Origin of the sequence: Clostridium vincentii, from assembly GCF_002995745.1 — a bacterium.
Classification (GTDB): Bacteria; Bacillota; Clostridia; order Clostridiales; family Clostridiaceae; genus Clostridium; species Clostridium vincentii.
This window is the reverse complement of sequence record NZ_PVXQ01000001.1, coordinates 107,136-132,512: the sequence shown is the minus strand read 5'-3', so window position 1 is coordinate 132,512 and position 25,377 is coordinate 107,136. Positions and strand designations below refer to the sequence as shown.

Here is a 25,377-nt window from a genome sequence, read left to right as displayed (position 1 = left end):
ATGACCTGCTATTATATATATAATAGGATATTATATCGACAATATTTGGTACAGATGGTATAATTCTTTTTAGAATTACTAAACGGAGGGGAAATATGAATAAGGTTAGATTCATATATAATCCATATTCAGGAGAAAATGCTATTCTACATGAATTGGATATGATTACAAAATTGCATCAAGATAAGGGATATCAAATTGTTCCATATAGAATACAAAAGAATAAAAGCTTAGAAGAGGCATTTGATGTAATGGATGAGTATTATAGATATATATTAATTGCAGGGGGAGATGGCACGGTGGACTCTGTCGTGAATGCAATGAAAGCCAGAAATATAGATTTACCTATAGCTATTTTGCCAGTAGGTACTGCGAATGATTTTGCTACATTTTTAAAAATGCCAAGAGATGTAAAAAAAGCTTGTAAGGCAATATTATCTACAAAACCTACTGCTATCGATATAGGGAAAATTAATGATAAATATTTTATAAATGTTGCAAGTTCAGGACTTTTTACTGATGTATCACAAAAAACAGACTTAAATCTAAAGAATACTATAGGTAAACTTGCTTACTATATAAAGGGCTTTGAAGAGATACCTAAGTTCAGGAAGTTAAAGGTTAAGCTTAAGGCAAAGGAACTGGAATATGAAGGAGAAATGTACCTAATTCTAGTTTTTAATGGGCAAACAGCAGGTGGATTTAAGCTAGCCAATAGAGCGGATACTAGGGATGGACATCTTGATGTTATAATGATAAAGGCAGTGCAAATATATGAGATGCTTCCTTTATTCATAAAAATACTTAGGGGTGAACATTTAGATTCTGATAAGGTTATTTACTTTAAAACAGAGGATATTATCATAGAATCTAATGAGGATATAGTAACAGATATTGATGGAGAAAAGGGTCCGGAATTTCCTCTTCATATACAATGTATAAAAGGCGGAATAAAAATTTTAGGAATAAAGTAAACTTAAAAATAATAAGAATAAGTAACAGTAAGTATGGGTTTGGAGGATTCATAATGAATTTAGCCTATTATGTATTTTTACTACTTATTATTTTTTTACTAATTTTACTTATAAATAAGAATATAAAGTTATCACCTAAAAAAATAAAAATATATATTACAGCAGTTAGTTTCTTATTTATTTTAAGGTACATAGGATTATTTTTATTATGTATTCTTAAAAATGGAAGTCTTGTGTATTTATTAAAACCTTTATTATTTTTAAATCTTCTTGCAATTCCATTTATGGTGTTAGGATTATCTTATGTGTATTTAAGATGGGATCGACTTAGTTTTAATGTTATTTATATAATTTCAGCCATTCTTTTTGGAGTTTATTGTGTTGGGATTAATTTTATATCTGGAAAGGTTATTTTTAATCCAAGTTATGGTTATGTAATTAATATATATAATGAAAAAGCAATAAATATAATATTTTTATTGCTAGTTGGAACTTTATTATGCTTTTGTTTTTATTTTCTTGATAAACCTAATAATAATAGGTGGGGAATGATATATTTAGTTATAGCATTGGTTATTGTTATAGTAGAAAATATCATATATATCGGAGGCATTAAATTATTTCCCTATCCTATCTTTGGAGATGGAATATTCATATTAATTATGAACTTTGCCATTAATACATTTAAAAAGAATATAAGAGAAATTGCATAAATAAAAAAAGTGTCTGAATTAATTCAGACACTTTTTTATTATTATCTTTTTGCTTTAATTCGAGGCGCGGTAGCCTTTATTAAACATTTATTTCCATTTCCTATTAAATCTTCTCTTCCAGCCATTATTAAAGCTTTTTTAACTTTCTCATAATTTTTGGGAACAGCAAATTGTATTAGAGCTCTTTGCATATCCTTCTCAGATTGGGTTTTAGGAATATAGACTTCTTCTCCAGTTAAAGGGTTATATCCAATATAATAAATAGTTGTAGAAAGACTTCCAGGTGTTGGATAAAAATCTTGAACCTGTTCTGGAATATAGCCCATTTCCTTTACATATTGTGCAAGCTCAATAGCTGCGTTAAGGTCAGATCCAGGATGAGAAGACATTAAATAAGGAACTAAAAATTGTTTTTTATCTAGCTTCTTATTCACTTCGTGATACTTGTTAACAAATTTATCGTATACCTCTCTGGTTGGTTTACCCATTTGCTTTAAAACCTTTGGAGAAACATGTTCAGGAGCAACTTTTAATTGTCCACTTATATGATGTTCACATAGTTCTTTAAAGAAGGTATCATCTTTATCGTAAATTAAGTAGTCATATCTTATACCTGAACGTATAAAGACTTTTTTTATTCCATTAATACCTCTAATTCTTTTTAGAACTGAAAGATATTCACTGTGATCTATAATTAGGTTTTTGCAAGGTTTTGGAAACATACATTGTTTATTTCTGCAGGTTCCATTCTCGGCTTGAGTTTTGCATGCCCTATGTCTAAAGTTAGCAGTAGGACCTCCCACATCATGGATATATCCTTTAAAGTCAGGTAGTGTAGTTAAAAGTTTAGCTTCATTTACAACAGAATCTCCGTTTCTAGTTTGTATAACTCTCCCTTGATGAAAGGTTAGAGCACAAAAAGAACAGGAACCAAAGCACCCTCTGTGACTAGTTATTGAAAACTTAACTTCTTTAATTGCAGGTATTCCACCTTTTGCTTCATATATAGGATGGTAAGTTCTCATAAAAGGTAAATCATATGTAAAATCCATTTCGTCATTAGTTAATGGGACTTGAGGCGGATTTTGGATTAGGTACCTATCTCCATGCTTTTGTATTATACCTTTACCTGTTATGGCATCCTGCTCATAATGTTCTATCTTATAGGAATCACCATAAGACTTTTTGTCTGTAGAGACTTCTTCAAAGGAAGGAGCTTCTATATAATTTGAAAGCTTTTCTATGTCACGGGTTATGTAACAGGTACCCCTTATAGAAGTTAAGTTTGATACTTTAGAGCCATACCTAAACATTTCTGCAACTTGAATTATTGTTTTTTCTCCCATACCATAGATTAAAAGGTCTGCCTTTGAATCCAACAAGATACTTCTTCTTACTTTGTCGCTCCAATAGTCATAGTGAGCAAATCTTCTAAGACTAGCTTCTATACCTCCTAGAACTATTGGGACATCCTTATAGGCTTCCCTAATCCTATTACAGTAAACAATAACTGCCCTATCAGGTCTGTATCCACCTTCTCCTCCAGGGGAATAAAGGTCATCATGTCTTTTTTTCTTTGCAGCAGTATAGTGATTAACCATAGAGTCTATATTTCCAGAGTTAACTAAGAAAGCATATTTTGGAAGTCCAAGCTTTTTGAAATCCTCTGCATCCTTCCAATTAGGTTGGGCAATTATGCCTACAGTAAAACCTTGGGATTCCAAGGTTCTACCTATTATGGCAGTACCAAAGGAAGGATGGTCAACATAAGCATCTCCAGTTACTATAATAAAATCTAAGACATCTATATTTCTATTTTTTAAATCTTCTTTGCATATTGGTAAAAAATTATTTGCTAAGTTCATATCATTACTCCATTCAATAATATTAGTCTAAAAGTGTCATTTAATATTAGCATACTGAAATAACTTATTCAAACTAAAAAAGGCGTTGCCTTTTCTAGTAGTTATCATATAATAGAAGTATATGAAATAGGCAGACTGATAGTCTGCCTATTTTATGGGCAAATGTCTAAATTAAAAGGTGGTGTAAACAATGGAGGTTGGTCCTCAAGAAGTTGAATCTGAAAAACAAAATATCATGATCTTTAGAGGAACTCATACATTGTTAGTATAATACTTACTTTCCTCTAGAGATGAGGAGGAGAGAGCTTTAATGAAAAGATTATTAGTTTTTTTATACACTCAGATTTTAGGTAAAAAAATTTATGACGAGTTCGGTGATGATTTAGGCGAACTTAAAGACGTTTATGTAACAACTGAGGATGGGTATCCAAGAATTATAGGATATAAGGTGAAAAAGACTGGTGTCACCTTCCACTATGAATTTAAGAATATTAATTTTTATGATAACGATGGTGACGTGGTAATCAAAACTATAGGAAGCAGAGAGATACTTCCAAGGACCTATTCTTATCTATTATCACAGCATCTATTAGATAGGAAAATTGTAGATATTAATGGTAAAAAAGTAGTTAGAGTTGATGATCTTAGAATTGCAGAAATCGTAGGTGAATATAAGGTTGTAGCTGTAGAAACAGGCGCACCAGCTAGGTTCAGAAGAGCAGGAATACCAAGATTTGGTAAATTTATCTATAAAGTTTTGAGAAAAGATTTTCAAGATAGGGTATTAATGTGGGATAATGTAGAGTCAGTTGAAATGATTAATAATAATCTTCAATTAGCAGTGCCGTATCAAAAACTATCTACTCTCCATCCAGCTGACCTTGCAGATATACTAGAAGAGCTAGATGAAATGTCTAGAAAAAGAGTATTTGAAGCTCTAGATGAGGATTTAGCTGCCGATACCTTTGAGGAGATTGAAGGTGAATATAAAGGAAGCATAATTAAGGATTTATCTGAAACAAAGACTGCAGAGCTTTTGGAGAATATGGATAATGATGAAATAGTAGATTTATTAGATGAACTAGAAGGAGAAGAAAGAGAAAAGGTATTATTTAACTTAGAAAAGGAAGATGCACAACAAGTTAAGGAACTTTTAAAGTATGAAAATGAATCTGTAGGAAGTATGATGTCAAAAGATTTTATAGCCTTTAGATTAAATGTAACAGTAGAAGAAACTATTGATATTTTAAAGGAGATGGAACCTGATGAAGATGTCATGTTCTATATATATGTAGTAGACGAGGAAGGTAGGATAGAAGGGCTTGTTATTCTAAGAGATTTAATTTTAAGTGATGGAAGCACTATGCTTAAGGATATTATGGAACAAAATATAACAAGGGTTAATCATGACGATCCTATTGGTGATGCTATAGAACAGGCAGCTAAATATGATTTGTTATCTACTGCAGTTGTGGATAAAGAAGATAGATTGGTTGGAATAGTAAAAATTCATGATATAATTGACGAAGTTTTATATCCTTTATGGAAGAAGAAAAATAGAACAAGAAACCAATAGATTTATAAAATTAAGAAAATACATTCTTTTTTAAGAGTTAAATATTGTTAAAAAGCATACTGAAAGTATTGACATTTGAATAATAAGTAATATAATTACTAATAAAATATAGTAATATACTTCGCTTCTATAATTATTATAGGGGCGGATTTTTTTTGTTCAAGAAATATGGGAGGAATTAAAATGATATATAATAATGCCTTAGAGCTTGTTGGGAACACACCAATATTAAAGATAACTAACTTAGTAGATGAAAATAGTGCAGATGTCTATGTGAAGTTGGAAAAAAATAATCCTGCAGGAAGTGTAAAGGATAGGGCAGCGCTGGGAATGATAGAAGCAGCTGAAAGAGAAGGTCTTTTAAAACAAGGAGATACATTAGTGGAGCCAACTAGTGGTAATACAGGAATTGGATTGGCTTTTATAGGAAAAATGAAGGGATATAAGGTTATTGTAATTATGCCTGAGACTATGAGTAGAGAAAGAAGAGATATAATTAAGGCATATGGAGCAGAATTAGTATTAACAGAAGGAATTAGGGGAATGAAAGGTGCAATAGAAAAAGCTTTGGAATATAATAATAAGCCGGGATATTTTATCCCACAACAATTTGAAAATCTAGCAAATTCACAAAAACACTATGAGACTACTGCAGACGAAATATTTGAAGATATTAAGGATTTAGATTATATAGTCGCTGGAGTAGGGAGTGGGGGAACTATTACAGGGGTTTCTAAAAAATTGAAATTAAAGATACCAGGAATTAAAGCTGTAGCAGTTGAACCCACTGCATCGCCAGTTTTATCTGGAGGAAAACCAGGAGCCCATAGAATACAAGGTATAGGAGCAGGTTTTATTCCAGGAGTATATGATAAGGAATTTATTGATGAAGTAATGACAGTTGAGGATTCGAAAGCATTTAAAACTGCTAAGGAATTTGTACAATCAGAAGGAATTTTAGTTGGAATATCTTCAGGGGCTGCAATTTATGCTGCTCTTAAAATAGCTAAAAAAATTGGTAAAGGTAAAAAAGTATTAGCAATAGCTCCAGATGGAGGAGAAAAATATATATCAATGGGGTTATTTGACTAGGAAAATTAATAATGCAGAGGAGGTGTAGATTTTGTTGTTTAAGCATTTAAATTACGATTTAAGCAGGGTTTTAGAAAATGACCCTGCAGCAAGAAATAAATTTGAAGTTTTTCTTTTATATCCATGTGTTCATGCTTTAATTGCATATAGAATTTCACACTTTTTGTATAAGTATAGAGTGTTCCTATTAGCTAGAATGATTTCCCAATTATCTAGATTCTTTACAGGTATAGAAATTCACCCTGGCGCTACGATTGGAAAAGGGTTATTTATAGATCATGGTATGGGCGTAGTAATCGGTGAGACGGCAGAAATTGGTGAGGATGTTGTTTTATACCATGGTGTAACTTTAGGGGGAACCGGTAAGGATACCGGGAAAAGACACCCTACAGTGAAAAATAATGTTCTTATAGGCTCAGGGGCCAAAATTCTAGGCCCAATTGTAATAGGAGAGGGAGCCAAAATAGGCGCAAATGCAGTAGTGTTAAGGGACGTGCCCCCAAATGCTACGGCAGTAGGTTCTCCTGCAAGAAATATTATTAGGACTAAGTCAGTAATTTGATAACTACATCAAGAGGATAGAAATTTGTTTGATGAATTTCAGTAAAAAATAGATAAAACAAAAAAATATGAATAGATTATTAGAAGCTTATTTATAATGGTAGGCTTCTTTTTTTATTAACAAAAGAAATTGTTAATAGGAGGAGAATTTAAAATATCAAGGTAGAAAATTGCTCGTGGAATAGACTTTTATATACAAGTATAATATAATAATAGTTATTAAAAAAAGAAGGTGCGTGAAGGAATGTTATCACCATTAGCAATGAAGCTAATTAAAATATTACCTGAAAGTTTAGTAGTAAAATTTACTCAAACAATTGTTAAAAGATATATAAGAAAATATGCAACATTAAACATAGAGGGCACTGAAAAATTACAAAATCTAGAGGGTCCATTTATATTTATTTGTAATCATCTAAGTAATTCCGATGGATTGATTTTAGACTATATATTAAAAGAAAAATATGATCCGTTCTTTGTTGCAGGAGCTAAGCTTTCAGATGATGCTATAACTAATTTAGGAACAAAAATAGTTAAAAACATTCAGGTGAAGCCTAATACTGCAGATAAAGAAGCCATAACAAGTATGGTTAAAACAGTTAAGGGCGGAGAAAGTCTTATGATGTTTCCAGAGGGGACAAGGAGTAGAACTGGTGGAATGATTGAAGGCAAAAAAGGTGTACTGTTAATTGCAAGATTAACAAAAGCTAAAATTATTCCAATAGGAATGAGTGGAACTGATAGACTGTTACCTATAAGTGAAACAGGTGATATGGGAACTGAGAAATGGAATATATCTGATGTGAATATTAAGTTTGGTAATCCTGTTGTTATTTCAAAAAGAGATAAAGAAAACGAAGAAAAACATGTTTATGATGATAGGTGCTTAAATACAATGATGAAATCTATTGCAGAACTTTTGCCAGAAAAATATAGAGGAGTATATAAGTAATGAAACCAAGGATAAAGAAAATATTGGATATTTTAAAAGAAACATATCCTGATGCTGAATGTGAATTAAATCATGAAAGTCCCTTTCAATTATTGGTAGCTACAATTTTATCTGCACAAACTACAGATAAAAAAGTTAATGAGATCACCGAAACTTTATTTAGGGATTATCCTGATTTAGAAACATTTTTAAAATTAGAGAATGATGAACTTGAGAAAAGAATAAAACAGATTGGACTTTATAGGAACAAATCAAAAAATATAATTTTAATGTGTAACCAATTAAAAGAAAAATTTAATGGTGAAGTTCCCAGGACTATGGAGGAATTAACTTCTTTAGCTGGTGCAGGAAGAAAAACTGCAAATGTTGTGTTGTCTAATGCCTTTAATGTTCCATCGATTGCTGTTGATACTCACGTTTTTAGAGTTTCAAATAGATTAGGACTTGCAGATTCAAAAAATGTTTTAGAGGTTGAGCTTCAATTACAAAGGGAATTACCAAAAAGAGAATGGTCTAGGGCTCATCATTTATTAATTTTTCATGGTAGACGATGCTGTATAGCAAGAAATCCAAGATGTCAAGAATGTCCAGTAGAACAACTTTGCAAATATAGAAAAGAAATTCTTAAGAAGGGCTTTTAGGAACAATCGAAAGAACTATATAAATAAGGAGGAGGAAAATTATGAAAGTTGGAGTTATTATGGGTGGAGTTTCATCGGAAAGAGAGATTTCATTAAAAAGTGGAAAATCAATGATGGAGAATATAAATAAGGATAAATATGATGTAATTCCTGTAATTATAGATAAAAAAGAAGATATAATTAATAAGGTTAAGGGGATTGATTTTGCATTACTAGCATTACATGGACAATTTGGAGAAGATGGAACAGTGCAATCAGTATTACAAACTTTGGATATTCCATATTCAGGTTGTGGTCCTTTAAGTAGTGCAGTTTGTATGGATAAGGATATGACTAAGAATTTATTAAAGACTGCAGGAATTAGAACTGCCCCTTGGATAAACCTAAAGGTAGGACAGGAGATTAATTATGATGATATTGGAAGTTTAGGCTATCCTGTAGTAGTTAAGCCAACTCATGGAGGATCTAGTGTTGCTACCTTTATTGTTAAGGAAGAAAAGGACATAAAAAATTCTGTTAAAGAGGCTTTTAAGTGGGATAATGAAGTAATGATAGAAAAATTTATCAAAGGTGATGAAATAACATGTCCTGTAATGTCAGGAGAAGTGTTCCCTATAGTTATAATAAAACCAAGCGCAGAATTTTTTGATTTTGCATCAAAGTATGAAGATGGTGGAGCTGATGAATTTGTAATAGAATTTGAGGAAAAACTTCAGAAGGAAATAGAAGAAATGGCATTGGAATCTTATGCAGCTTTAAAATGTTCAGTTTATTCAAGAGTAGATATAATAATAACTGAAGATAAAAGCCTATATGTTCTTGAGGTGAATACATTGCCAGGCATGACTAAAAACAGTCTTTTTCCAAAAAGTGCAGCAGGAAAGAATCTTAAGTTTAGTGAACTTATAGATTTAATAATTGAGGGATCTCTAAAAGAGAAGAGATGAATATAGAATTAATTAAAAGTAAAATAAAAAATGTAGAGCCTTATATTAATGGGTTTGAAGAAATGAAAAGAGCTGCGGTCATTATTCCTCTTGTAGAAATACAGGGAAAAACAAATATATTATTTGAAGTTAGAGCTAAAAAGATGAAAAGTCAACCTGGGGATATATGTTTTCCAGGTGGGAAGATTGATTTATTAGAAACTCCAAAGGAAGCGGCCTTAAGAGAAATATATGAAGAACTTAATTTAAGTAATATTGAAATAGTAAATGAATTAGATACTTTAATCCGTCATGATGGAATTATAATTCATCCTTTTTTAGGAATTATACAGAATATAGAAAACCTAAATATAAGTCGCGATGAAGTAGATCATGTTTTTTATGTCCCTCTTGATTATTTGATAAACCAAAAACCTATAGAGGTTATTAGTAAGGTAGAATTAAAAAGAAGTGATGATTTTCCTTATGAATTAATTTTCAGTGGAAAAGATTACAAATTTAAAGATGGTGAAGAAAAAGTTTTATTTTACAATTTCGAAGGTCATGTTATTTGGGGAATTACGGCTAAAATGCTGAAGAGCTTTTTTAATAAGATAGTATAAAGAACAATCAAAAAAATTAGGAGTGTAATAAAGATTACTTTAATGCACCCCTAATTTTTTTTCGTCTACAGTGGAATATAAAAGTTTGAATTTTTAATTTAAGAAACATTTAAGAAGTTATAAACTTTTAAATTAAGAATTGAAAAGTAGAATAAAAATATAGAATCTGATAATATTTGTGATAAGAGAAGCTTTGAGATGGAGGAGAATAACCTATGGAAAAGATATTAATAGTTGATGATGAAAAGGAAATACGAGATTTAGTAGAGATTTATTTAAAGAGTGAAGGTTACAATACTATAAAGGCTAGTGATGGAGAAGAAGCATTAGAAATTATTGAGAGAGATAAGGATATAGATTTAATAGTTTTAGATATTATGATGCCAAAAATAAGTGGTATAGAGGTATGCTTAAAGATAAGAAAAGAGAGGGAACTTCCAATTATAATGTTATCTGCAAAATCAGAAGATATGGATAAAATACTTGGATTAAACATGGGAGCGGATGATTATTTAACAAAGCCATTTAATCCTTTAGAACTTGTGGCTCGGGTGAAGTCTCAGCTAAGAAGGTTCTACAAATTAAATCCAAGGGCAAGGACTAAAGGAGAAGAGGTTGAGGAAAATATAATAATAATAGATGATTTAGAAATAAATCTTGAAACTCATGAAATTTTTATTGATGAAAGAGAAATAAAACTTACACCCACAGAATTTGATATTTTAGTCCTATTATCAAAGAGTAGAGGTAAGGTTTTTTCAATAACAAATATATATGAAAGTGTTTGGAATCAAGAGTTTATGGAATCGGATAATACAGTAATGGTTCATATAAGAAAAGTGAGGGAAAAGACGGAGGAAAATCCAAGGAAACCTAGATTCATAAAAACTGTATGGGGAGTTGGATATAAAATTGACAAATAAAAACAAAGAAGGATTTATAAGAAGGATAATAATAAGAATATATAGAAGCAGAATTTTTAATCCAATAAGAAAACATCTTGAAAAATTAAGGATAAGAATAGAAAAAAGCATAAGGTTTGAATTAATGGTTGTTGTAGCCATATGCTTTTTAATATCATCTATGTTTTATGGATTTTCTAATAGAGTAATGAGTAAAGAAGTAAGTCAATCAGAGATTACTTACAATTATAGTGCTATAAAGAATGCAGCTAAAAACTATGTAGAAAGAATTAAATCAGAAGAGGAAAATATTACATTAGAAAATGATGAATTTTTCACTGATTTATTTATCAATATGGGAAATAGTGAAAAGGCATACTTAACTGATTTAGATGGACAGGTAGTTAAAAAATCTTCGAGTGTAGTGGAAGATAAAATAGATATCTTCTCAGTGATGGCAAATACATCAAATTTTGAACAGGAAACTAATATGGGTAAGGAAGTGAAATATGTTTATCCAGTAACTGTTGGAGACACTAAATGTTACTTTATATATTCTGATACTCCAACTGCACATATAGAATATACAAATTATTCTGTAACAAATTCTTTCTTTGCACAAATACTTACTTGTATAGTATTTATAGTATTATTTATTATAATAACTAATAAAAAAATGAAGTATCTAGATGAAATAGCTCTTGGACTTAAAAACATAGCCAATGGAGATTTGGATTATCATATAGAAGAAAGTGGTACTGATGAAATAAGAAATATTGCAGCAAATATAAATTATATGTCAAAGGAGATAAATAGAAAGATAATAGCTCAAAGGAGAGCAGAGAAAACAAAAACAGATCTTATTACTAATGTATCTCATGACCTAAGAACTCCGCTCACATCAATTATGGGTTATATAGGTCTAGTGCGAGAGGGTAGATATGAAGATGAAATAACTATGAAGGAATATTTAAATATTGCCTTTAATAAATCAGAAAAGCTTAGAATATTAATTGAAGATTTATTTGAGTATACAAAGCTAAATAATGAGGGAATAAAGCTCAATAAAAGTGAAGTTAATATATCAGAGTTTATATTTCAATTAACTGAAGAATTAACTCCGTTATTTGAGGAAAATGGGCTTTCTATTATAAAAAGTGCCTCAGAGGATAAGGTTATAGTTAATGTTGATTCTGATAAGATGGTAAGGGTATTTGAAAATCTTTTAACTAATGCAATAAAATATTCCTTTAAGCCAGGAAAAATTGTTGTAGGTATATATGAAAGTATGGGCTTTGTAACAATTGCTATTAGAAATAAAGGCAAGAATCTTCCTCCTGAGAAGATTTCTAAACTCTTTGAGAGATTTTATAGAGTTGATGAGTCTAGGAATGCACAATCTGGAGGTTCAGGGTTAGGTTTAGCAATATCAAAGAACATAGTAGAGTTGCATCAGGGACAAATATGGGCTGAATGTTATGGGGAAGACATTAGCTTCTATGTTAAATTAATAAGTCTAAAAAATTCAAAATAAATGTAACTATTTTAAGGGTAAATAAATATTCTAATAGAGAAACAAATTTTTTTTATTGGAGGATATATGCAAAATAAAAATCCGAATAGTTTATTTGGGGTAGATATTAATGAATTTACACAAAATGTCGATTTTCAAGTTCTAGGAACGAAGATAGATTTCTTGTACTTACGGTCATCAGGGTCAGGAACAGGCCGATTTAGAGTTGATAAGAAGTTTTTAGCCTTTGCAAAGGACTCAAGGAATTATGGAATACCTGTAGGGGCTTATCATTTTGGAATTCCTTCTAATGATTTAACGGATGCGGATAGGCAGTGTGATGATTTCATTAATATATTAGAAGAAGGTTTTGGTACAAAGAATTATGGAGATCTTTTTCCGGTATTAGATATTGAAACCCCAACAAACAAATCCATTACAACTACTGTATTAGTTAACTGGATTGATAGGTTTAGAAAGAGATTTGAAAAGAAAACTAGGAGAAGGCTTATGCTGTACACAGGTGCTTTCTTTATAGACTTGTATGATAATTTTCAGGTTCCAGGTAGAGGATACCCATTAAAGAATATGCCTCTTTGGATAGCTTTGTACACCAAAATACCGGGAAATCCACCTTTCCCAAAGGATCAAGGAGGATGGACTAGATGGAGAATATGGCAATTTAGCGAAGATGCAATTGTAGAGGGTATTGGAAATCCAGTAGATGCAAACTGGGGACCTAATAATATCGCATTGTTAATTCAACCAAGTTATGTAAGTGGACTAAAGGCTAGACGCGAAGAGAATAATATTGTTGTCGCATGGAACAAGGTACCGGATGTGGACTTATTAGGATATAATATATTCGCAAATAATTATTGGGTTGGAACAGTTGATGAAAATGATACGGAGTTTATTATAAAAGGAAATGAATTCCCAATTGTAAAAGCACCATCAATTTCTATTACTATAGAAGCTTTTGATTACGATGGGGAGACTTCTGCAAAAAGAGCAAAGGTTGATTTATAAAAAAATATCAATGAAAGAAGTGACAGCTTCTTTCATTTTTTTTTATGTTACTATATAATAGACATTGATATTATATTTATTATTATAAAATGGCTAGGAAGGGGATTACATAGTGGAAAAGAAACAAGAGAAGAGGTCTGTTAGGAACAATAAACACATTAAGATTATAGCGATTATTATTATTGTTGTTTCAGCTTTGTCGGTGTATGCTCTTTCAATAAAGATATCAGTTGATAAATGGAATGAAAAAATATACTCAGGAGTTATTGTTCAAGGCTTTGATTTAAGTGGTAAGACAAAGGAAGAGGCTATAGACTCAATAGAAGAATCATTTTCTAAAAAACTATTAGATAAAAAAATCAATATTAAAATTGAGGACAAGATGTTTAACTACACTTATGCTGATTTGTCAGCTGGGTATGAAATAGAAGAAACTGTAGATGAAGCTATGAGTTTTGGTAAAGATCAAAATATGTTTACAAAAAGATCTTTAATTAAGAACAAGGATAATGAAACTCATGAGATTGAGTTAGTCTTTGGTTATGATGAAGATAAGATAAATGAGCTAGAAGAAAATATAGCGGCTGAAGTTAACGTTCAGTCTAAAGATGCAAGTATGACTATAGTTGGAGGTAAAGTTTCAATAACTCCAGATGTGGTTGGATATGAACTTAATAAAGAAGAATTCGTGACTACTATGAAGGAATCTATAAATGACACGTTAGGTGAGGATACTAATTTGACTTTTACTTTAACAGAGATAAAAGTAGCCAAGTCAAAGGAAGCTCTATCAAAGATAACTGGAAAAATGTCTACTTTTTCAACTAGTTATGATGTAAATGATAGAGGTACTAATCTTGAAATAGCAACATCTTTGGTGAATGCAACTTTATTAATGCCAGGAGAGGAATTTAGTTATGATGAAGTATCACAGAAGGGCAGAGGTAGCTATACCACTGCAGGTGGCTATGTAAATAATAAGGTAGAACAGGTTGAAGCCGGAGGCATATGTCAAGTTTCTACTGCTTTGTATAGGACTGTAATGAAGGCTAATATAAGGTCAGTAGAAAGACATAATCATGGATTGCCAGTAGGTTATTCTGAACCGGGACTTGATGCAACTGTAGCTTGGGGATATTTAGATTATAAATTTAAGAATACCTATGATTTTCCAATATATATTGAGGGAATAGGCGGCGGAGGAACTGTAACATTTAATATTTACGGTGATCTAACAGCTTTAAGTGGTAATACTTATGAATTAAAGTCTGAAAATCTTGGAACTGACACCAAAGGAAACACTAAAGCAAAAGCATATCAAGTAACTTACAAAAATGGAGTAGAGATAAATAGGGAACTTATATCAACGGACTCGTATGCTCCTTATACTGAACATTAAAAATGAGGAGATAGGTAAATTTATGAGTATAAAAATAATTTGTATTGATCTTGATGGAACTTTGTTTTCAGGAAGAAATCAATTTATTTCAGAGAAATCTATACAAGCTATACAAGAAGCTGTTAAAAAAGGTGTAGAAATTGTAGTAGCTACAGGAAGAATATATAATAATGCTGTTCAAGTAGCAGAAAAAATTGGATCTAAATCTCCTATAATAGCTGCAAATGGTGCAGTAATCATGGATAGAGATTTAAAAAAAGAAATATATTATGGGGCCCTAAGTGAAAATCAGTGTAGAAAAATTATGGAATTAGCTAAAAAACATAAAATTACAACTCATTTTTATACTACTGATAGGGTTATATCAAATGATTTAAGAGGGTTTATAGGAGCTTTGATATATAAAATCGCTAGTAGACATGCAAAATATGGAATAATAGTTGATAGTTGCATCTCTTACAAAACCTTAGTTAAAAGATTTAAGAAATATGATAATAGAATAGCTAAATGTGTTGTTTATTCCAATGACTCTGAAAGGGTGCAAGCTTTTAGAGAAGATGCTTATAGAGATGAAGAACTAACTATTTGCGGAGCTGGAAGATACTCCCTCGAAGTTAATTCTACAGGAGTTTCTAAGGGCAAGGCCGTTGAAATACTTGCTAATTACTTAGGTGTTAAGCGTGAAGAGATATTATGCATAGGAGATAATGAAAATGATATTTTCATGATTCAATATGCAGGTATTGGTGTGGCTATGGGAAATGCAGTACCTAAGCTTAAGGAAGTAGCGGATTATATCACAGATACAAATTATAATGATGGAGTAGCAAAGGCAATTAAAAAATTTGTTTTATAATGGAGGAGAATATTTTGAATTTTAATATAGTTTTATATCAGCCGGAAATACCACAAAATACAGGGAACATTGCAAGGACATGCGTATTAACAGATTCAAAGTTGCATTTAATCAAACCACTTGGTTTTGAATTAGATGAAAAACACTTAAGAAGAGCAGGTTTAGATTATTGGAAGGACTTAAATTTAGAGGTTCATGAGAGTTATGAAGATTTTATGAATAAATATGGAAATGAAAAAATATTTTTGGCCTCAACTCACGGTGGAGAGCATTATGATGAAGTTTCCTTTAAGACAGGAGATTTCATAATGTTTGGAAAAGAATCTGCGGGAACTCCTGAAGAGGTTCATGTAGCTCATGAGAATATTAGAATTCCAATGATTAAGAGTAGTACAAGAAGCTTAAATCTATCAAATACAGTCGCCATAGTTGCTTATGAAGCGCTAAGACAAATTGGATTTCCTAATATGAAATAAATATAGAGGAGACTAAGGTAAATGGATAAAATAAAAATAATTACAGATAGCTCTGCAGATTTGCCTAAGGAAATATTTGATAAACTAGCTATTGAAGTATTACCTTTACTTATTAATTTCGGGGAAGAAAGTTACAGAGATGGAGTAGAGATAACTATCGATGAATTATTTGCAAAAATAGAAGAGGGAGATATTTTTCCGAATACTTCTCAGGTAACTCCAAATAGATTTGAAGAAGCATATAGGGGGTATTTAGAAGAAGGGTATAAGATTATTTCCATACATCTTTCGTCTGGCATGAGTGGAACTTATCACTCTGCATGTCTAGCTAAAAAGATGATAGAAAGTGATGATATTCATGTTATAGATTCTCAAACTGTTACATCAGGACTAGGATTATTAGCATATAGAGCTGCTATATTAAGAGATCAAGGTAAAAGCATTAATGAAATAATTAATGATTTAGAAGAAAAAAAATCTTATATTTGCTCATCTTTATGTTTCGAGTCTCTAGATAATCTAGTTAAGGGAGGGAGGATACCTAGAGCTGTAAGCGTAGTTACAGGAGTTCTAGGTATTAAATTGATACTAGAGGTTAAGGCTGGGCTAATGTCTATTAAGGATAAGGTTAGAGGCAGCAAGAGAGCTGTAAAAAGAATACTTAGGGATGTTGAAGAATTCGAGTGCTTAGAGGGCATGCCAATAGTTCTTTTAAATGTGAACAATGAGGAAGTATATAATTCTATAAAAAATGATTTTGATGAAAAAAAGATTAATTATATAGCAGCAGAAGTTGGATGTACTGTTGGTATCCATTCAGGTGACAATGTAACTGGAGTGTTTTTCTTTGCAAAGAAAAATCCAAATTAAGATAAGGAGCTTACGAGCTTCTTATCTTATATAAAACATGAAAATGTATACATAAAAATTAAAATTATTTTAATAGAAATACAAACTATAGATAAAGATATTAATATGCAATAAAGGAGGGCGAAAATATGAAAATGGAGTATGAGTATAATTTATCCCAGGATCAAAAATTAGCTTTAACTCAAGAGATGAAACTTTCAATTAAGGTGCTCCAAATGTCAGCTAATGAGCTTCGAGAATTCATAGATAATGAGTTTTCTGAGAATCCAGTATTAGAAATTAAAGAGGATTATACTGATAATACACAAGATAGTAATAAAGAGTTAGATAAGTATGATTATAAAGAAATGATAAAATATCTTGAATTTGATAATTATGGAGCCCAAAGTTATGGAAGTTATGATGATGAAGTATCTCCATTTAATTTTATATCAGAAAAAAAATCATTAAAAGAATATTTGCATGAGCAACTAGCTGATATTGAGGAAGATTCCTTTGTAAAAGAAATAGCAGATTACATAATTGAATGCTTAGATAATAGAGGATACTTAGAAATAAGTATAGATGAAATAGCTAGAGAACTAAAAATAAGTAGTTCTTGTGTAGAAAAAGCTTTAGAAGTGGTACAAGAATTAGAGCCCTATGGGATTGGCGCAAGAGATTTAAAGGAATGCTTAAAACTTGAATTAATACATCTAGGCTTAATAAATATCATCTTAGAAGGTATAGTTGATGATTATTTAGAGGATTTGGCAAATAATAAATATAAGAATATAGCTGATAGATTTAATATATCTCAAAGAGAGGCTCAGCGATATGGAGACATAATAAAAAAGTTAGAGCCAAAGCCATCAAGTGGATTTTATACTGGGGAAGATGTGAAATTTATTATGCCTGATGCAGAAATAAGAAATATTCAGGGTGAGTATTATATTATTATGAATGATAAACTTCTTCCTAGCCTATCAATTAATAATGTATACAAACAGGTAATAAATAGTGGAGAAAAAAGTGATACTAGTAAATATGTAAAGGAAAAATTAGATAAGGCATTATTTTTAATTAAAAGTATAGATCAAAGAAGATCCACTCTTTATAAGGTGCTTGAAAAGGTATTAGAGAAACAAATGGAATTTTTTGATCGAGGTCTTAATTTATTAAAGCCAATGACACTCAAGGATATATCAGAGGAAATAGATATGCATGAATCTACAGTAAGTAGAGCGATTAAAGATAAATATATTTTAACAACATTTGGAACAATAAAAATAAAGGATCTATTTTCAACTGGAGTGGCAAGTAAAGAAAGTAGCGAAGACATTTCAGTAGTTAAAATAAAAAATAGAATAAAAGAATTAATATATTCAGAGAATAAAATAAAGCCTCTATCTGATCAATTTATATGCGATGAGTTAAATAAAGAAGATATGAATATATCTAGAAGAACTGTAGCTAAATATAGAGAAGAAGTGGGAATAAAATCTTCTTGCAAGAGAAAAAGATTATGAATAATGAGCTTATAAATAGCTAATCCTATATGAGTATAAATAAAATAATTATAAGAACTTTTTATAAAGACTTTCAAAAATGCAAGTATTGGACTATAATGGTAGTTGCGGGACGAAAATAAATACAGTGGGACTTTATAAGCCCAAAGGAGTGTTTACAGTGCAGGAAATATTAAAGCTTCAAAAGAAAATAGTTCCTGAACTTGTAGAAGTGCTCGAAAAAAGGTACAATATATTGAGGACGATTTACTATAATCAACCCATTGGCAGAAGAATATTGGCTAATCAAGTAAATTTAGGGGAGAGAATAGTAAGAACTGAGATAAGCTTTCTTAAGGAACAGGGATTAATAGAAATAAATACTCCAGGAATGAATATAACAAAAAGTGGAGAAGAAATCGTTACTAAACTTAAAGATTTTATTCACGAAATTAAAGGCTTGTCGGAAATAGAAAACCAAATTAAGACGTTATTGAATTTAAGACAAGTTATTATCGTTTCAGGAGATGTTGAGGAAAATCCAATGGTACTTAAGGAACTTGGAAAAGCATGCTCTAATTATGTTAAAGATATTATTGAAAATAATAGTATAATAGCAATAACTGGAGGAAGTACGTTAAAAGAAGTTATAGAAGCCTTTCCTAGGTTAAATAACTTATCAAATATATTGGTAGTTCCAGCAAGAGGCGGAATGGGAAAAAAGGTTGAAACACAAGCAAATACTTTAGCCGCGGCCCTTGCAGAAAAAATTGATGGAACTTACAAAATGCTTCATATACCAGAAAATCTTTCCTCGGATATTTTAGATTTTTTACTAAAAGAAAAGGGAATTAAGGAAATTATTGATTGCATTCATAATGCAGATATATTAATATATGGTATAGGTAATGCTATGGAAATGGCAGCCAAAAGGGGAGCGTCACAGGAAGAAATAGATGGGTTAATTAAACTTGGATCAGTTGGAGAGGCCTTTGGGTGTTATTTCAACAAAGAATCAGAAGTTGTTTGCCAAATCACCCCAATAGGAATAAACATTAAAGAGGCTAAAAAAATTAGCACACATATTGCTGTTGCAGGTGGTAAAAATAAAGTAGCATCTATTATTTCAACTCAACGTAACAATACTAATGGAATTCTTTTAACAGATGAGGCTGCGGGTAGAGAAATTCTAGAGCAGTTAAAGAATAACCAAAAGTAAATTAACTTAGATTATAAAAAATAATATTTTTTTAAATATATATTTTTATAAATAGATATTAGGAGGTAGTTTTTAATGGCAAATGTTAAAGTAGCAATTAATGGTTTTGGACGTATTGGACGTCTTGCATTCAGACAAATGTTTGGAGCAGAGGGGTATGAGATCGTTGCAATAAACGACCTAACAGATACTAAAATGTTAGCACACTTATTAAAATATGATTCATCTCAAGGTAGATATGACCAAACAGTAGAGGTTAAAGATTCTTCTATCGTTGTTAATGGAAAAGAAATAAAGATTTATGCACAAGCAGACGCTTCTACACTTCCTTGGAAAGAAGTAGGAGTAGATGTAGTACTTGAATGTACTGGATTCTATGCATCTAAAGCAAAATCTGAAGCACATATCAAAGCAGGAGCTAAGAAAGTTGTTATTTCAGCACCAGCTGGTAACGATCTTCCAACAGTTGTATTCAATGTAAATCATGATGTATTAAAAGCAGAAGATACAATTATATCAGCAGCTTCTTGTACAACAAACTGTTTAGCTCCTATGGCTAACGCTCTTAATAACTTTGCAAAGATTCAATCTGGTATCATGAACACAATTCATGCTTATACTGGAGATCAAATGTTATTAGACGGACCTCATAGAGGCGGAGACTTCAGACGTGCGAGAGCAGCGGCTGTAAACATAGTTCCTAATTCAACAGGAGCTGCAAAAGCTATCGGATTAGTTATTCCAGAATTAAACGGAAAATTAATTGGTGCTGCACAACGTGTTCCAGTTCCAACTGGTTCTACAACAATATTAATATCAGTTGTAAAAGGAAAAGATATTACAGTAGATTCTGTCAATGCAGTAATGAAAGCAGCAGCAGATGAATCTTTCTGTTACAATGAAGATCAAATAGTATCTTCTGATATCGTTGGAAGTAAATTTGGTTCTATATTCGATGCAACTCAAACAATGGTTGCTAAAATCGGAGAAGATTTATATCAAGTTCAAACAGTTGCATGGTATGATAACGAAAATTCATACACTAGCCAAATGGTTAGAACAATTAAGTATTTCGCTGAATTAGCTTAATATTAATTTAATTATATAAATTGGTGAAATAAATAGGTCTGGTATTATAGTTAATCTATGAGGCCAGACCTATTTTAAATAATAAAAATATAATATGAGGTGAAAGAATGAGCTTTAATAAGAAAACTATCGAAGATATCCAAGTTAAAGGCAAAAAAGTTTTAGTGAGATGTGACTTTAACGTACCTTTAAAAGATGGAAAGATAACTGATGAAAACAGATTAAAGGGTGCATTACCAACTATAAATTATTTGATAAAAAATGGCGCAAAGGTTATACTTTGTTCACATTTAGGAAAAGATGCTTCTAACTCTTTAGCACCAGTTGCTGTAAGACTTAGTCAAATGCTAGATCAAGAAGTTGTTTTTGCAAGAGATGAAGAAGTTGTTGGAGATAATGCTAAAAAAGCTGTTGCTGATATGAAAGACGGAGACGTTGTATTATTAGAAAACACAAGATGCAGAAAAGAAGAAACTAAGAACCTTCCAGAATTCTCAAAGGAATTAGCTTCTCTTGCTGATGTCTTTGTTAATGATGCCTTTGGAACAGCTCATAGAGCTCATTGTTCAACTGTTGGAGTAACTGATTACTTGAAAACAGCTGTATGTGGGTACTTAATTCAAAAGGAATTGAAGTTTTTAGGAGAAGTTGTAAACGCACCAGTTAGACCTTTTGTTGCTATATTAGGTGGAGCTAAGGTTTCTGATAAGATTGCTGTTATTAACAACCTTTTAGAAAAGGTTGATACAATAATCATTGGTGGCGGAATGGCTTACACATTCTTAAAGGCTCAAGGATATGAAATCGGAACTTCACTAGTTGAAGCTGATAGAATTGACTATGCTAAGGAAATGATTGAAAAGGCTAAGACTAAGGGCGTAAAATTCTTGTTACCAGTAGATCACAGAGTTGCAGATGGATTTAAGGATGTTACAGCTGTAGTTACAGAAGACCAAAATATTCCTGCAGGTAGCATGGGATTAGATATTGGACCTAAGACAGATGTTCTTTATGCAAACGCTATAAAGGATGCAAAAACTGTTATTTGGAACGGACCTATGGGAGTTTTCGAATTTGATAACTTCAATAAGGGAACAATTGCAGTTGCTAAGGCTATGGCTGATGCAGATGCTACAACAGTTATTGGTGGAGGAGACTCAGCTGCTGCTGTTAATATCTTAGGATTTGGAGAAAAGATGACTCACATATCAACAGGTGGTGGAGCTTCTCTAGAATTCCTAGAAGGAAAAGAACTTCCTGGTATTGCTGCTTTAAACGATAAATAATATATAAGAATAAACAAATAATAATAAGAGGTGAATATTAATGAGAAAAGCTATTATTGCTGGAAACTGGAAGATGAATTACACTCCAGACGAAGCTGTTAAAATGATAAATGAATTAAAACCATTAGTAAATAAGGCTACTTGTGAAGTAGTTATATGTCCAACTTTTGTTTGCTTAGACGCTGCTATAAAGGCTGCTGCTGGTTCAAACGTAAAGATAAGTGCTCAAAACATGCACTTTGAAGAAAAGGGAGCTTTCACAGGAGAAGTTTCTCCAGGAATGCTTGAAGCTATGGGAGTTGACTATGTAGTTTTAGGACACAGTGAAAGAAGAGAATATTTCAATGAAACTGATGAAGCTTTAAACAAAAAGGTTAAAGTTGCATTTGCTCATAAGCTAATTCCAATACTTTGCTGTGGAGAATCTCTAGAACAAAGAGAAAATGGAACTACAAATGATGTTATATCAGGACAAATTAAGGCTGACTTAGCTGGACTTGATACAAAATTAGCAGAAAAACTTATTATAGCTTACGAACCAATATGGGCTATAGGAACTGGTAAGACTGCTACTAATGAACAAGCAAATGACACAATAAAGGCTATTAGAGATGTTGTTGCTGAAATGTTTGGAAAAGAAGTTGCTGATAAAGTAAGAATCCAATATGGCGGATCAGTTAAACCAAATTCAATTAAAGATCAAATGGCTATGTCTGACATAGATGGAGCTTTAGTTGGAGGAGCAAGTCTTCTTGCTTTAGACTTCTCACAAATAGTTAACTACTAAGAGAATTATAACTTAGTAAAATATAGGACTATATTTGTTCGATAGGTGGCTCACGTTATGTGAGTATAACCTCTAACAAATATAGTCCTTATTTTTCGATAGAATATAAAATGTAGAAGAATACTTTAGAATTAGAACTAGTTATAAAATGTTGGATTATATCTAAAATTATGGTAAAGTATATGTTGGTATCGGAATAGATAACTTTGCTTGGACACCATTCATTAATTTTATTTCAGTTTCAGCTCAATTAATGAGAAAATTTAATTTGAAAGTAATGAGGTTTATTAGAGAACCATTAATTATAGAAAAGATACAAAATTTATTTAAAAATTCAAATAACACTAGTAGTGGTGAGGTGCTTTAAAAAATGAAAACTAATACTAATAGAATAAAGTCAAATCTAGTAAGATTTATCAATAAATATTATAATATTCTCTTTATAATAGTAGGAGCTTTTTTGGCATTTGTATGTTTTTGGAAATTAGGACAGTTTCCAGTAGTGGATTGGGATGAATCAAGACATGGGGCAAGTGCCTATGAAATGATGAAAAACCATGAAAACATAATTAATACCTATAATTACCAGAATGATTACTGGAACCTAAAACCACCTTTAAGTTTTAATTTTATAATTATTGCTTTTAAAATGTTAGGGACATCAACCTTTGCCTTTAGGGTTCCATCTGCTATTGCAATGCTTTTAACAGGAATTATACTGGCATATTTTATTGGCAAAAAATATGGAAAGCTTGAATCAATTATTTCGTTAATTGCATTTTCAGTTTGTACTCCCTTATATATGGCTCATACAGCAAGAAATGGAGATGCGGATGCTTTATTTATTCTATTTTTTACAATATCTATGATAGCAATGTTATCAATAGATAAAAATAAAAAAGCCTTATACATATGCGGAATTTGCTTTTCCCTAGCATTTTTAACTAAAAGCTGGCATGCCTTTGTAATTGTTGCAATTGGCGGATTGTTTTTATTATTAACTAGTGAGATAAAGAAGATTAAGTTAAAGGAATGGGTATTATTTATTTTAACATTCACAGTTCCAATTGGAGCCTGGGTAGTAGCTAGAGTTTTAAAGGATGGAACAAAATTTTTAGTAGAGATGCTACAATATGATTTATTAAAAAGAAGTAGTGAAGCTATAGAAGGAAACAAGGAATCTATATTGCATTACTTTAAGTTTATATTATTAAATGGAACTTCTTTAGTTATTGCATTAGGTATAATAATACTGATAGGTTCCATATTATACTTTAAAAAATGGGAATTAGCTAAAAATGATGTTATAGGTTACAGTCTGTGGATTATAATTCCACTTATAGTGTTTACAATAGCTAAAACTAAATTAGCTTGGTACATAATACCTATTTACATAGCAGTGATAATAGTAGGGGCTATTTTTCTTGGTAAATTTCTAAGGGAATTATCCATGAATAGATTGATTACAGTAACTTTGAGCTTGATATTTGGAGTGGCAGTTATTTATCAAGGATATATCACAGTTAAATTTGTTAACAATCCTCAGAGAGATTTACTTCAGGATTTTATGGTGGAATCTTTTAAAGATAATGAAGAGATAAAAAGCGAAGATGCCTATATTGATATTGAAAGTGCAGAGTGGAGACAAAGCCAATTATTAATTAGTGAATTATACGGAGATTTAAAATGTAAAATTGGTGGCGTTAAAGGATTTTCCGATGATCAGGATGCAGTGCTAATAACTAAAAAGACTAAGTATTTAGAGAATAAAGAAATCCTTAAGGAAAGTATTATTATTTCTGAGACGGATGATTATATTATAATTAGAAACATTAAAGAATAAGAGAAATTTATTTAGGAAAGGAAGCTATAATCTTTGTAGTTTCTTTAAAGGTGTCGACAAAGTTGACACTTTTTTTATGTAATGACACTTATTGCTAAAGTAAACATATAAGTCTTGATTGAATCTCTATTGAGATTTAGTAGGGAGATATGTTATACTGTAATAAAAAGTAAACAAATTGAACAAAATATACTATGCTGTTTTTAAAAGCATAATGGAGGATAATTATGAAGATATCTACAAAAGTAGAATATGGTCTAGTAGCCTTAATAGATATTGTTGCGAATTCAAATAATGGAGATGTGGTAACAGTAATCAGTATTTCGGAAAGACAAGGAATTTCAAAAAATTATCTGGAACAAATATTAACTCCACTTCGTCAAGCTGGTTTGATAAATGGTACAAAGGGAGCTCAAGGTGGTTATGTTATTACAAAAAAACCAGAGAATCTTAAAATTTCAACGATATTAAATGCTTTAGATAGCACTTTGTTGAATGTTACTTTTGATAATAGTATGAAATGTGATGAAAGCATAATTCAATCTATAGGAAATAATGTTTGGAATAAGATGGATAGTAACATTAATAAAATTGCAGATAATACTACTCTTGCAGATTTAGTAGAAGAATATAAAAATGGAGTTGCTAGTTCAGCAATGTTTTATATCTAGTAAAAATAAAATTTTGCAAGGCTAAAT

Annotated in this window: 24 protein-coding genes; 23 read left to right on the top strand and 1 reads right to left on the bottom strand. The window is 31.0% G+C overall.

Features of this window, described 5'->3' with window-relative positions:
• Positions 1-95 precede the first annotated feature (95 nt).
• Both CLVI_RS00645 and CLVI_RS00640 read left to right on the top strand, forming a co-directional pair.
• Positions 96-974 (top strand): YegS/Rv2252/BmrU family lipid kinase, encoded by an 879-nt coding sequence (locus CLVI_RS00645; RefSeq protein ID WP_106058182.1) that lies wholly within the window; start codon positions 96-98, stop codon positions 972-974.
• Positions 975-1,027: 53 nt separating this feature from the next.
• Positions 1,028-1,687, top strand: a complete 660-nt coding sequence (locus CLVI_RS00640; RefSeq protein ID WP_106058181.1) for a hypothetical protein — start codon at positions 1,028-1,030, stop codon at positions 1,685-1,687.
• A 41-nt stretch (positions 1,688-1,728) separates the two neighbouring features.
• On the opposite strand, the gene CLVI_RS00635 is transcribed toward CLVI_RS00640, so the two are convergent.
• Positions 1,729-3,552, bottom strand: a complete 1,824-nt coding sequence (locus CLVI_RS00635; protein ID WP_106058180.1) for a YgiQ family radical SAM protein — start codon at positions 3,550-3,552, stop codon at positions 1,729-1,731.
• A gap of 310 nt (positions 3,553-3,862) precedes the next feature.
• Between CLVI_RS00635 and CLVI_RS00630 the strand changes: the two genes are divergently transcribed.
• From CLVI_RS00630 to CLVI_RS00530, 21 genes are all read left to right on the top strand, one after another.
• Entirely contained in the window at positions 3,863-5,128 is a 1,266-nt protein-coding gene (locus CLVI_RS00630) for a magnesium transporter (protein ID WP_106058179.1), read from the top strand.
• A gap of 183 nt (positions 5,129-5,311) precedes the next feature.
• A complete protein-coding gene (cysK, locus tag CLVI_RS00625; RefSeq protein ID WP_106058178.1) occupies positions 5,312-6,220 on the top strand; it encodes a cysteine synthase A in 909 nt (302 codons plus the stop codon).
• Between the two features lie 34 nt (positions 6,221-6,254).
• The gene (gene epsC, locus CLVI_RS00620) at positions 6,255-6,782 is read left to right on the top strand and encodes a serine O-acetyltransferase EpsC (protein ID WP_106058232.1); all 528 of its coding nucleotides are present in this window, start codon (positions 6,255-6,257) and stop codon (positions 6,780-6,782) included.
• Positions 6,783-7,025: 243 nt separating this feature from the next.
• The gene (locus CLVI_RS00615) at positions 7,026-7,733 is read left to right on the top strand and encodes a lysophospholipid acyltransferase family protein (RefSeq protein ID WP_106058177.1); all 708 of its coding nucleotides are present in this window, start codon (positions 7,026-7,028) and stop codon (positions 7,731-7,733) included.
• A complete protein-coding gene (gene nth / locus CLVI_RS00610) occupies positions 7,733-8,374 on the top strand; it encodes an endonuclease III (RefSeq protein WP_106058176.1) in 642 nt (213 codons plus the stop codon). Before CLVI_RS00615 ends, nth begins: the two co-directional genes overlap by 1 nt.
• A 41-nt stretch (positions 8,375-8,415) precedes the next feature.
• Positions 8,416-9,321 (top strand): D-alanine--D-alanine ligase, encoded by a 906-nt coding sequence (locus tag CLVI_RS00605; protein WP_106058175.1) that lies wholly within the window; start codon positions 8,416-8,418, stop codon positions 9,319-9,321.
• Positions 9,318-9,923 carry an NUDIX hydrolase gene (locus tag CLVI_RS00600; RefSeq protein ID WP_106058174.1) on the top strand — a complete coding sequence of 202 codons (606 nt, stop codon included), beginning with the start codon at positions 9,318-9,320 and terminating at the stop codon, positions 9,921-9,923. Before CLVI_RS00605 ends, CLVI_RS00600 begins: the two co-directional genes overlap by 4 nt.
• Before the next feature lie 215 nt (positions 9,924-10,138).
• Positions 10,139-10,846, top strand: coding sequence for a response regulator transcription factor (locus tag CLVI_RS00595; protein ID WP_106058173.1), 708 nt, complete (start codon positions 10,139-10,141; stop codon positions 10,844-10,846).
• Positions 10,836-12,359: a sensor histidine kinase gene (locus CLVI_RS00590; protein ID WP_106058172.1), complete on the top strand. Its 1,524-nt coding sequence runs from the start codon at positions 10,836-10,838 to the stop codon at positions 12,357-12,359. The genes CLVI_RS00595 and CLVI_RS00590 overlap by 11 nt, the downstream gene beginning before the upstream one ends.
• A 66-nt stretch (positions 12,360-12,425) precedes the next feature.
• Positions 12,426-13,367, top strand: coding sequence for a glycoside hydrolase family 25 protein (locus tag CLVI_RS00585; protein ID WP_106058171.1), 942 nt, complete (start codon positions 12,426-12,428; stop codon positions 13,365-13,367).
• A 112-nt stretch (positions 13,368-13,479) separates the two neighbouring features.
• Entirely contained in the window at positions 13,480-14,766 is a 1,287-nt protein-coding gene (locus CLVI_RS00580; protein ID WP_106058170.1) for a VanW family protein, read from the top strand.
• 22 nt (positions 14,767-14,788) lie between these two features.
• Positions 14,789-15,622, top strand: coding sequence for a Cof-type HAD-IIB family hydrolase (locus CLVI_RS00575; RefSeq protein ID WP_170065559.1), 834 nt, complete (start codon positions 14,789-14,791; stop codon positions 15,620-15,622).
• Positions 15,623-15,636: 14 nt separating this feature from the next.
• On the top strand, positions 15,637-16,098 hold the full coding sequence (locus CLVI_RS00570) for a tRNA (cytidine(34)-2'-O)-methyltransferase (protein WP_106058168.1): 462 nt from the start codon (positions 15,637-15,639) through the stop codon (positions 16,096-16,098).
• 21 nt (positions 16,099-16,119) lie between these two features.
• Positions 16,120-16,968 (top strand): DegV family protein, encoded by an 849-nt coding sequence (locus CLVI_RS00565; protein WP_106058167.1) that lies wholly within the window; start codon positions 16,120-16,122, stop codon positions 16,966-16,968.
• Between the two features lie 128 nt (positions 16,969-17,096).
• The gene (gene rpoN, locus CLVI_RS00560) at positions 17,097-18,476 is read left to right on the top strand and encodes an RNA polymerase factor sigma-54 (RefSeq protein WP_106058166.1); all 1,380 of its coding nucleotides are present in this window, start codon (positions 17,097-17,099) and stop codon (positions 18,474-18,476) included.
• A 160-nt stretch (positions 18,477-18,636) separates the two neighbouring features.
• Positions 18,637-19,674 (top strand): sugar-binding transcriptional regulator, encoded by a 1,038-nt coding sequence (locus CLVI_RS00555; protein WP_106058165.1) that lies wholly within the window; start codon positions 18,637-18,639, stop codon positions 19,672-19,674.
• A 75-nt stretch (positions 19,675-19,749) separates the two neighbouring features.
• Positions 19,750-20,763, top strand: coding sequence for a type I glyceraldehyde-3-phosphate dehydrogenase (gene gap, locus CLVI_RS00550; protein WP_106058164.1), 1,014 nt, complete (start codon positions 19,750-19,752; stop codon positions 20,761-20,763).
• Between the two features lie 107 nt (positions 20,764-20,870).
• Positions 20,871-22,049: a phosphoglycerate kinase gene (locus tag CLVI_RS00545; protein WP_106058163.1), complete on the top strand. Its 1,179-nt coding sequence runs from the start codon at positions 20,871-20,873 to the stop codon at positions 22,047-22,049.
• Positions 22,050-22,089: 40 nt separating this feature from the next.
• Positions 22,090-22,836: a triose-phosphate isomerase gene (gene tpiA, locus CLVI_RS00540; protein ID WP_106058162.1), complete on the top strand. Its 747-nt coding sequence runs from the start codon at positions 22,090-22,092 to the stop codon at positions 22,834-22,836.
• Positions 22,837-23,206: 370 nt separating this feature from the next.
• Entirely contained in the window at positions 23,207-24,679 is a 1,473-nt protein-coding gene (locus CLVI_RS00535) for an ArnT family glycosyltransferase (protein WP_106058161.1), read from the top strand.
• Positions 24,680-24,906: 227 nt separating this feature from the next.
• Positions 24,907-25,350, top strand: coding sequence for an RrF2 family transcriptional regulator (locus tag CLVI_RS00530; protein WP_106058160.1), 444 nt, complete (start codon positions 24,907-24,909; stop codon positions 25,348-25,350).
• Positions 25,351-25,377: the final 27 nt, after the last annotated feature.

Excerpts from the sequence above, each read along its gene's own strand:
- rpoN (WP_106058166.1), top strand. The coding sequence starts at position 17,097 with ATGAAAATGGAGTATGAGTATAATTTATCCCAGGATCAAAAATTAGCT.
- CLVI_RS00605 (WP_106058175.1), top strand. The coding sequence starts at position 8,416 with ATGAAAGTTGGAGTTATTATGGGTGGAGTTTCATCGGAAAGAGAGATT.
- tpiA (WP_106058162.1), top strand. The coding sequence starts at position 22,090 with ATGAGAAAAGCTATTATTGCTGGAAACTGGAAGATGAATTACACTCCA.
- CLVI_RS00640 (WP_106058181.1), top strand. The coding sequence starts at position 1,028 with ATGAATTTAGCCTATTATGTATTTTTACTACTTATTATTTTTTTACTA.
- CLVI_RS00530 (WP_106058160.1), top strand. The coding sequence starts at position 24,907 with ATGAAGATATCTACAAAAGTAGAATATGGTCTAGTAGCCTTAATAGAT.
- CLVI_RS00565 (WP_106058167.1), top strand. The coding sequence starts at position 16,120 with ATGGATAAAATAAAAATAATTACAGATAGCTCTGCAGATTTGCCTAAG.
- CLVI_RS00585 (WP_106058171.1), top strand. The coding sequence starts at position 12,426 with ATGCAAAATAAAAATCCGAATAGTTTATTTGGGGTAGATATTAATGAA.
- CLVI_RS00615 (WP_106058177.1), top strand. The coding sequence starts at position 7,026 with ATGTTATCACCATTAGCAATGAAGCTAATTAAAATATTACCTGAAAGT.
- nth (WP_106058176.1), top strand. The coding sequence starts at position 7,733 with ATGAAACCAAGGATAAAGAAAATATTGGATATTTTAAAAGAAACATAT.
- CLVI_RS00630 (WP_106058179.1), top strand. The coding sequence starts at position 3,863 with ATGAAAAGATTATTAGTTTTTTTATACACTCAGATTTTAGGTAAAAAA.
- CLVI_RS00600 (WP_106058174.1), top strand. The coding sequence starts at position 9,318 with ATGAATATAGAATTAATTAAAAGTAAAATAAAAAATGTAGAGCCTTAT.
- CLVI_RS00645 (WP_106058182.1), top strand. The coding sequence starts at position 96 with ATGAATAAGGTTAGATTCATATATAATCCATATTCAGGAGAAAATGCT.
- CLVI_RS00545 (WP_106058163.1), top strand. The coding sequence starts at position 20,871 with ATGAGCTTTAATAAGAAAACTATCGAAGATATCCAAGTTAAAGGCAAA.
- CLVI_RS00635 (WP_106058180.1), bottom strand. The coding sequence starts at position 3,552 with ATGAACTTAGCAAATAATTTTTTACCAATATGCAAAGAAGATTTAAAA.
- CLVI_RS00595 (WP_106058173.1), top strand. The coding sequence starts at position 10,139 with ATGGAAAAGATATTAATAGTTGATGATGAAAAGGAAATACGAGATTTA.
- gap (WP_106058164.1), top strand. The coding sequence starts at position 19,750 with ATGGCAAATGTTAAAGTAGCAATTAATGGTTTTGGACGTATTGGACGT.
- CLVI_RS00535 (WP_106058161.1), top strand. The coding sequence starts at position 23,207 with ATGAAAACTAATACTAATAGAATAAAGTCAAATCTAGTAAGATTTATC.
- cysK (WP_106058178.1), top strand. The coding sequence starts at position 5,312 with ATGATATATAATAATGCCTTAGAGCTTGTTGGGAACACACCAATATTA.
- CLVI_RS00575 (WP_170065559.1), top strand. The coding sequence starts at position 14,789 with ATGAGTATAAAAATAATTTGTATTGATCTTGATGGAACTTTGTTTTCA.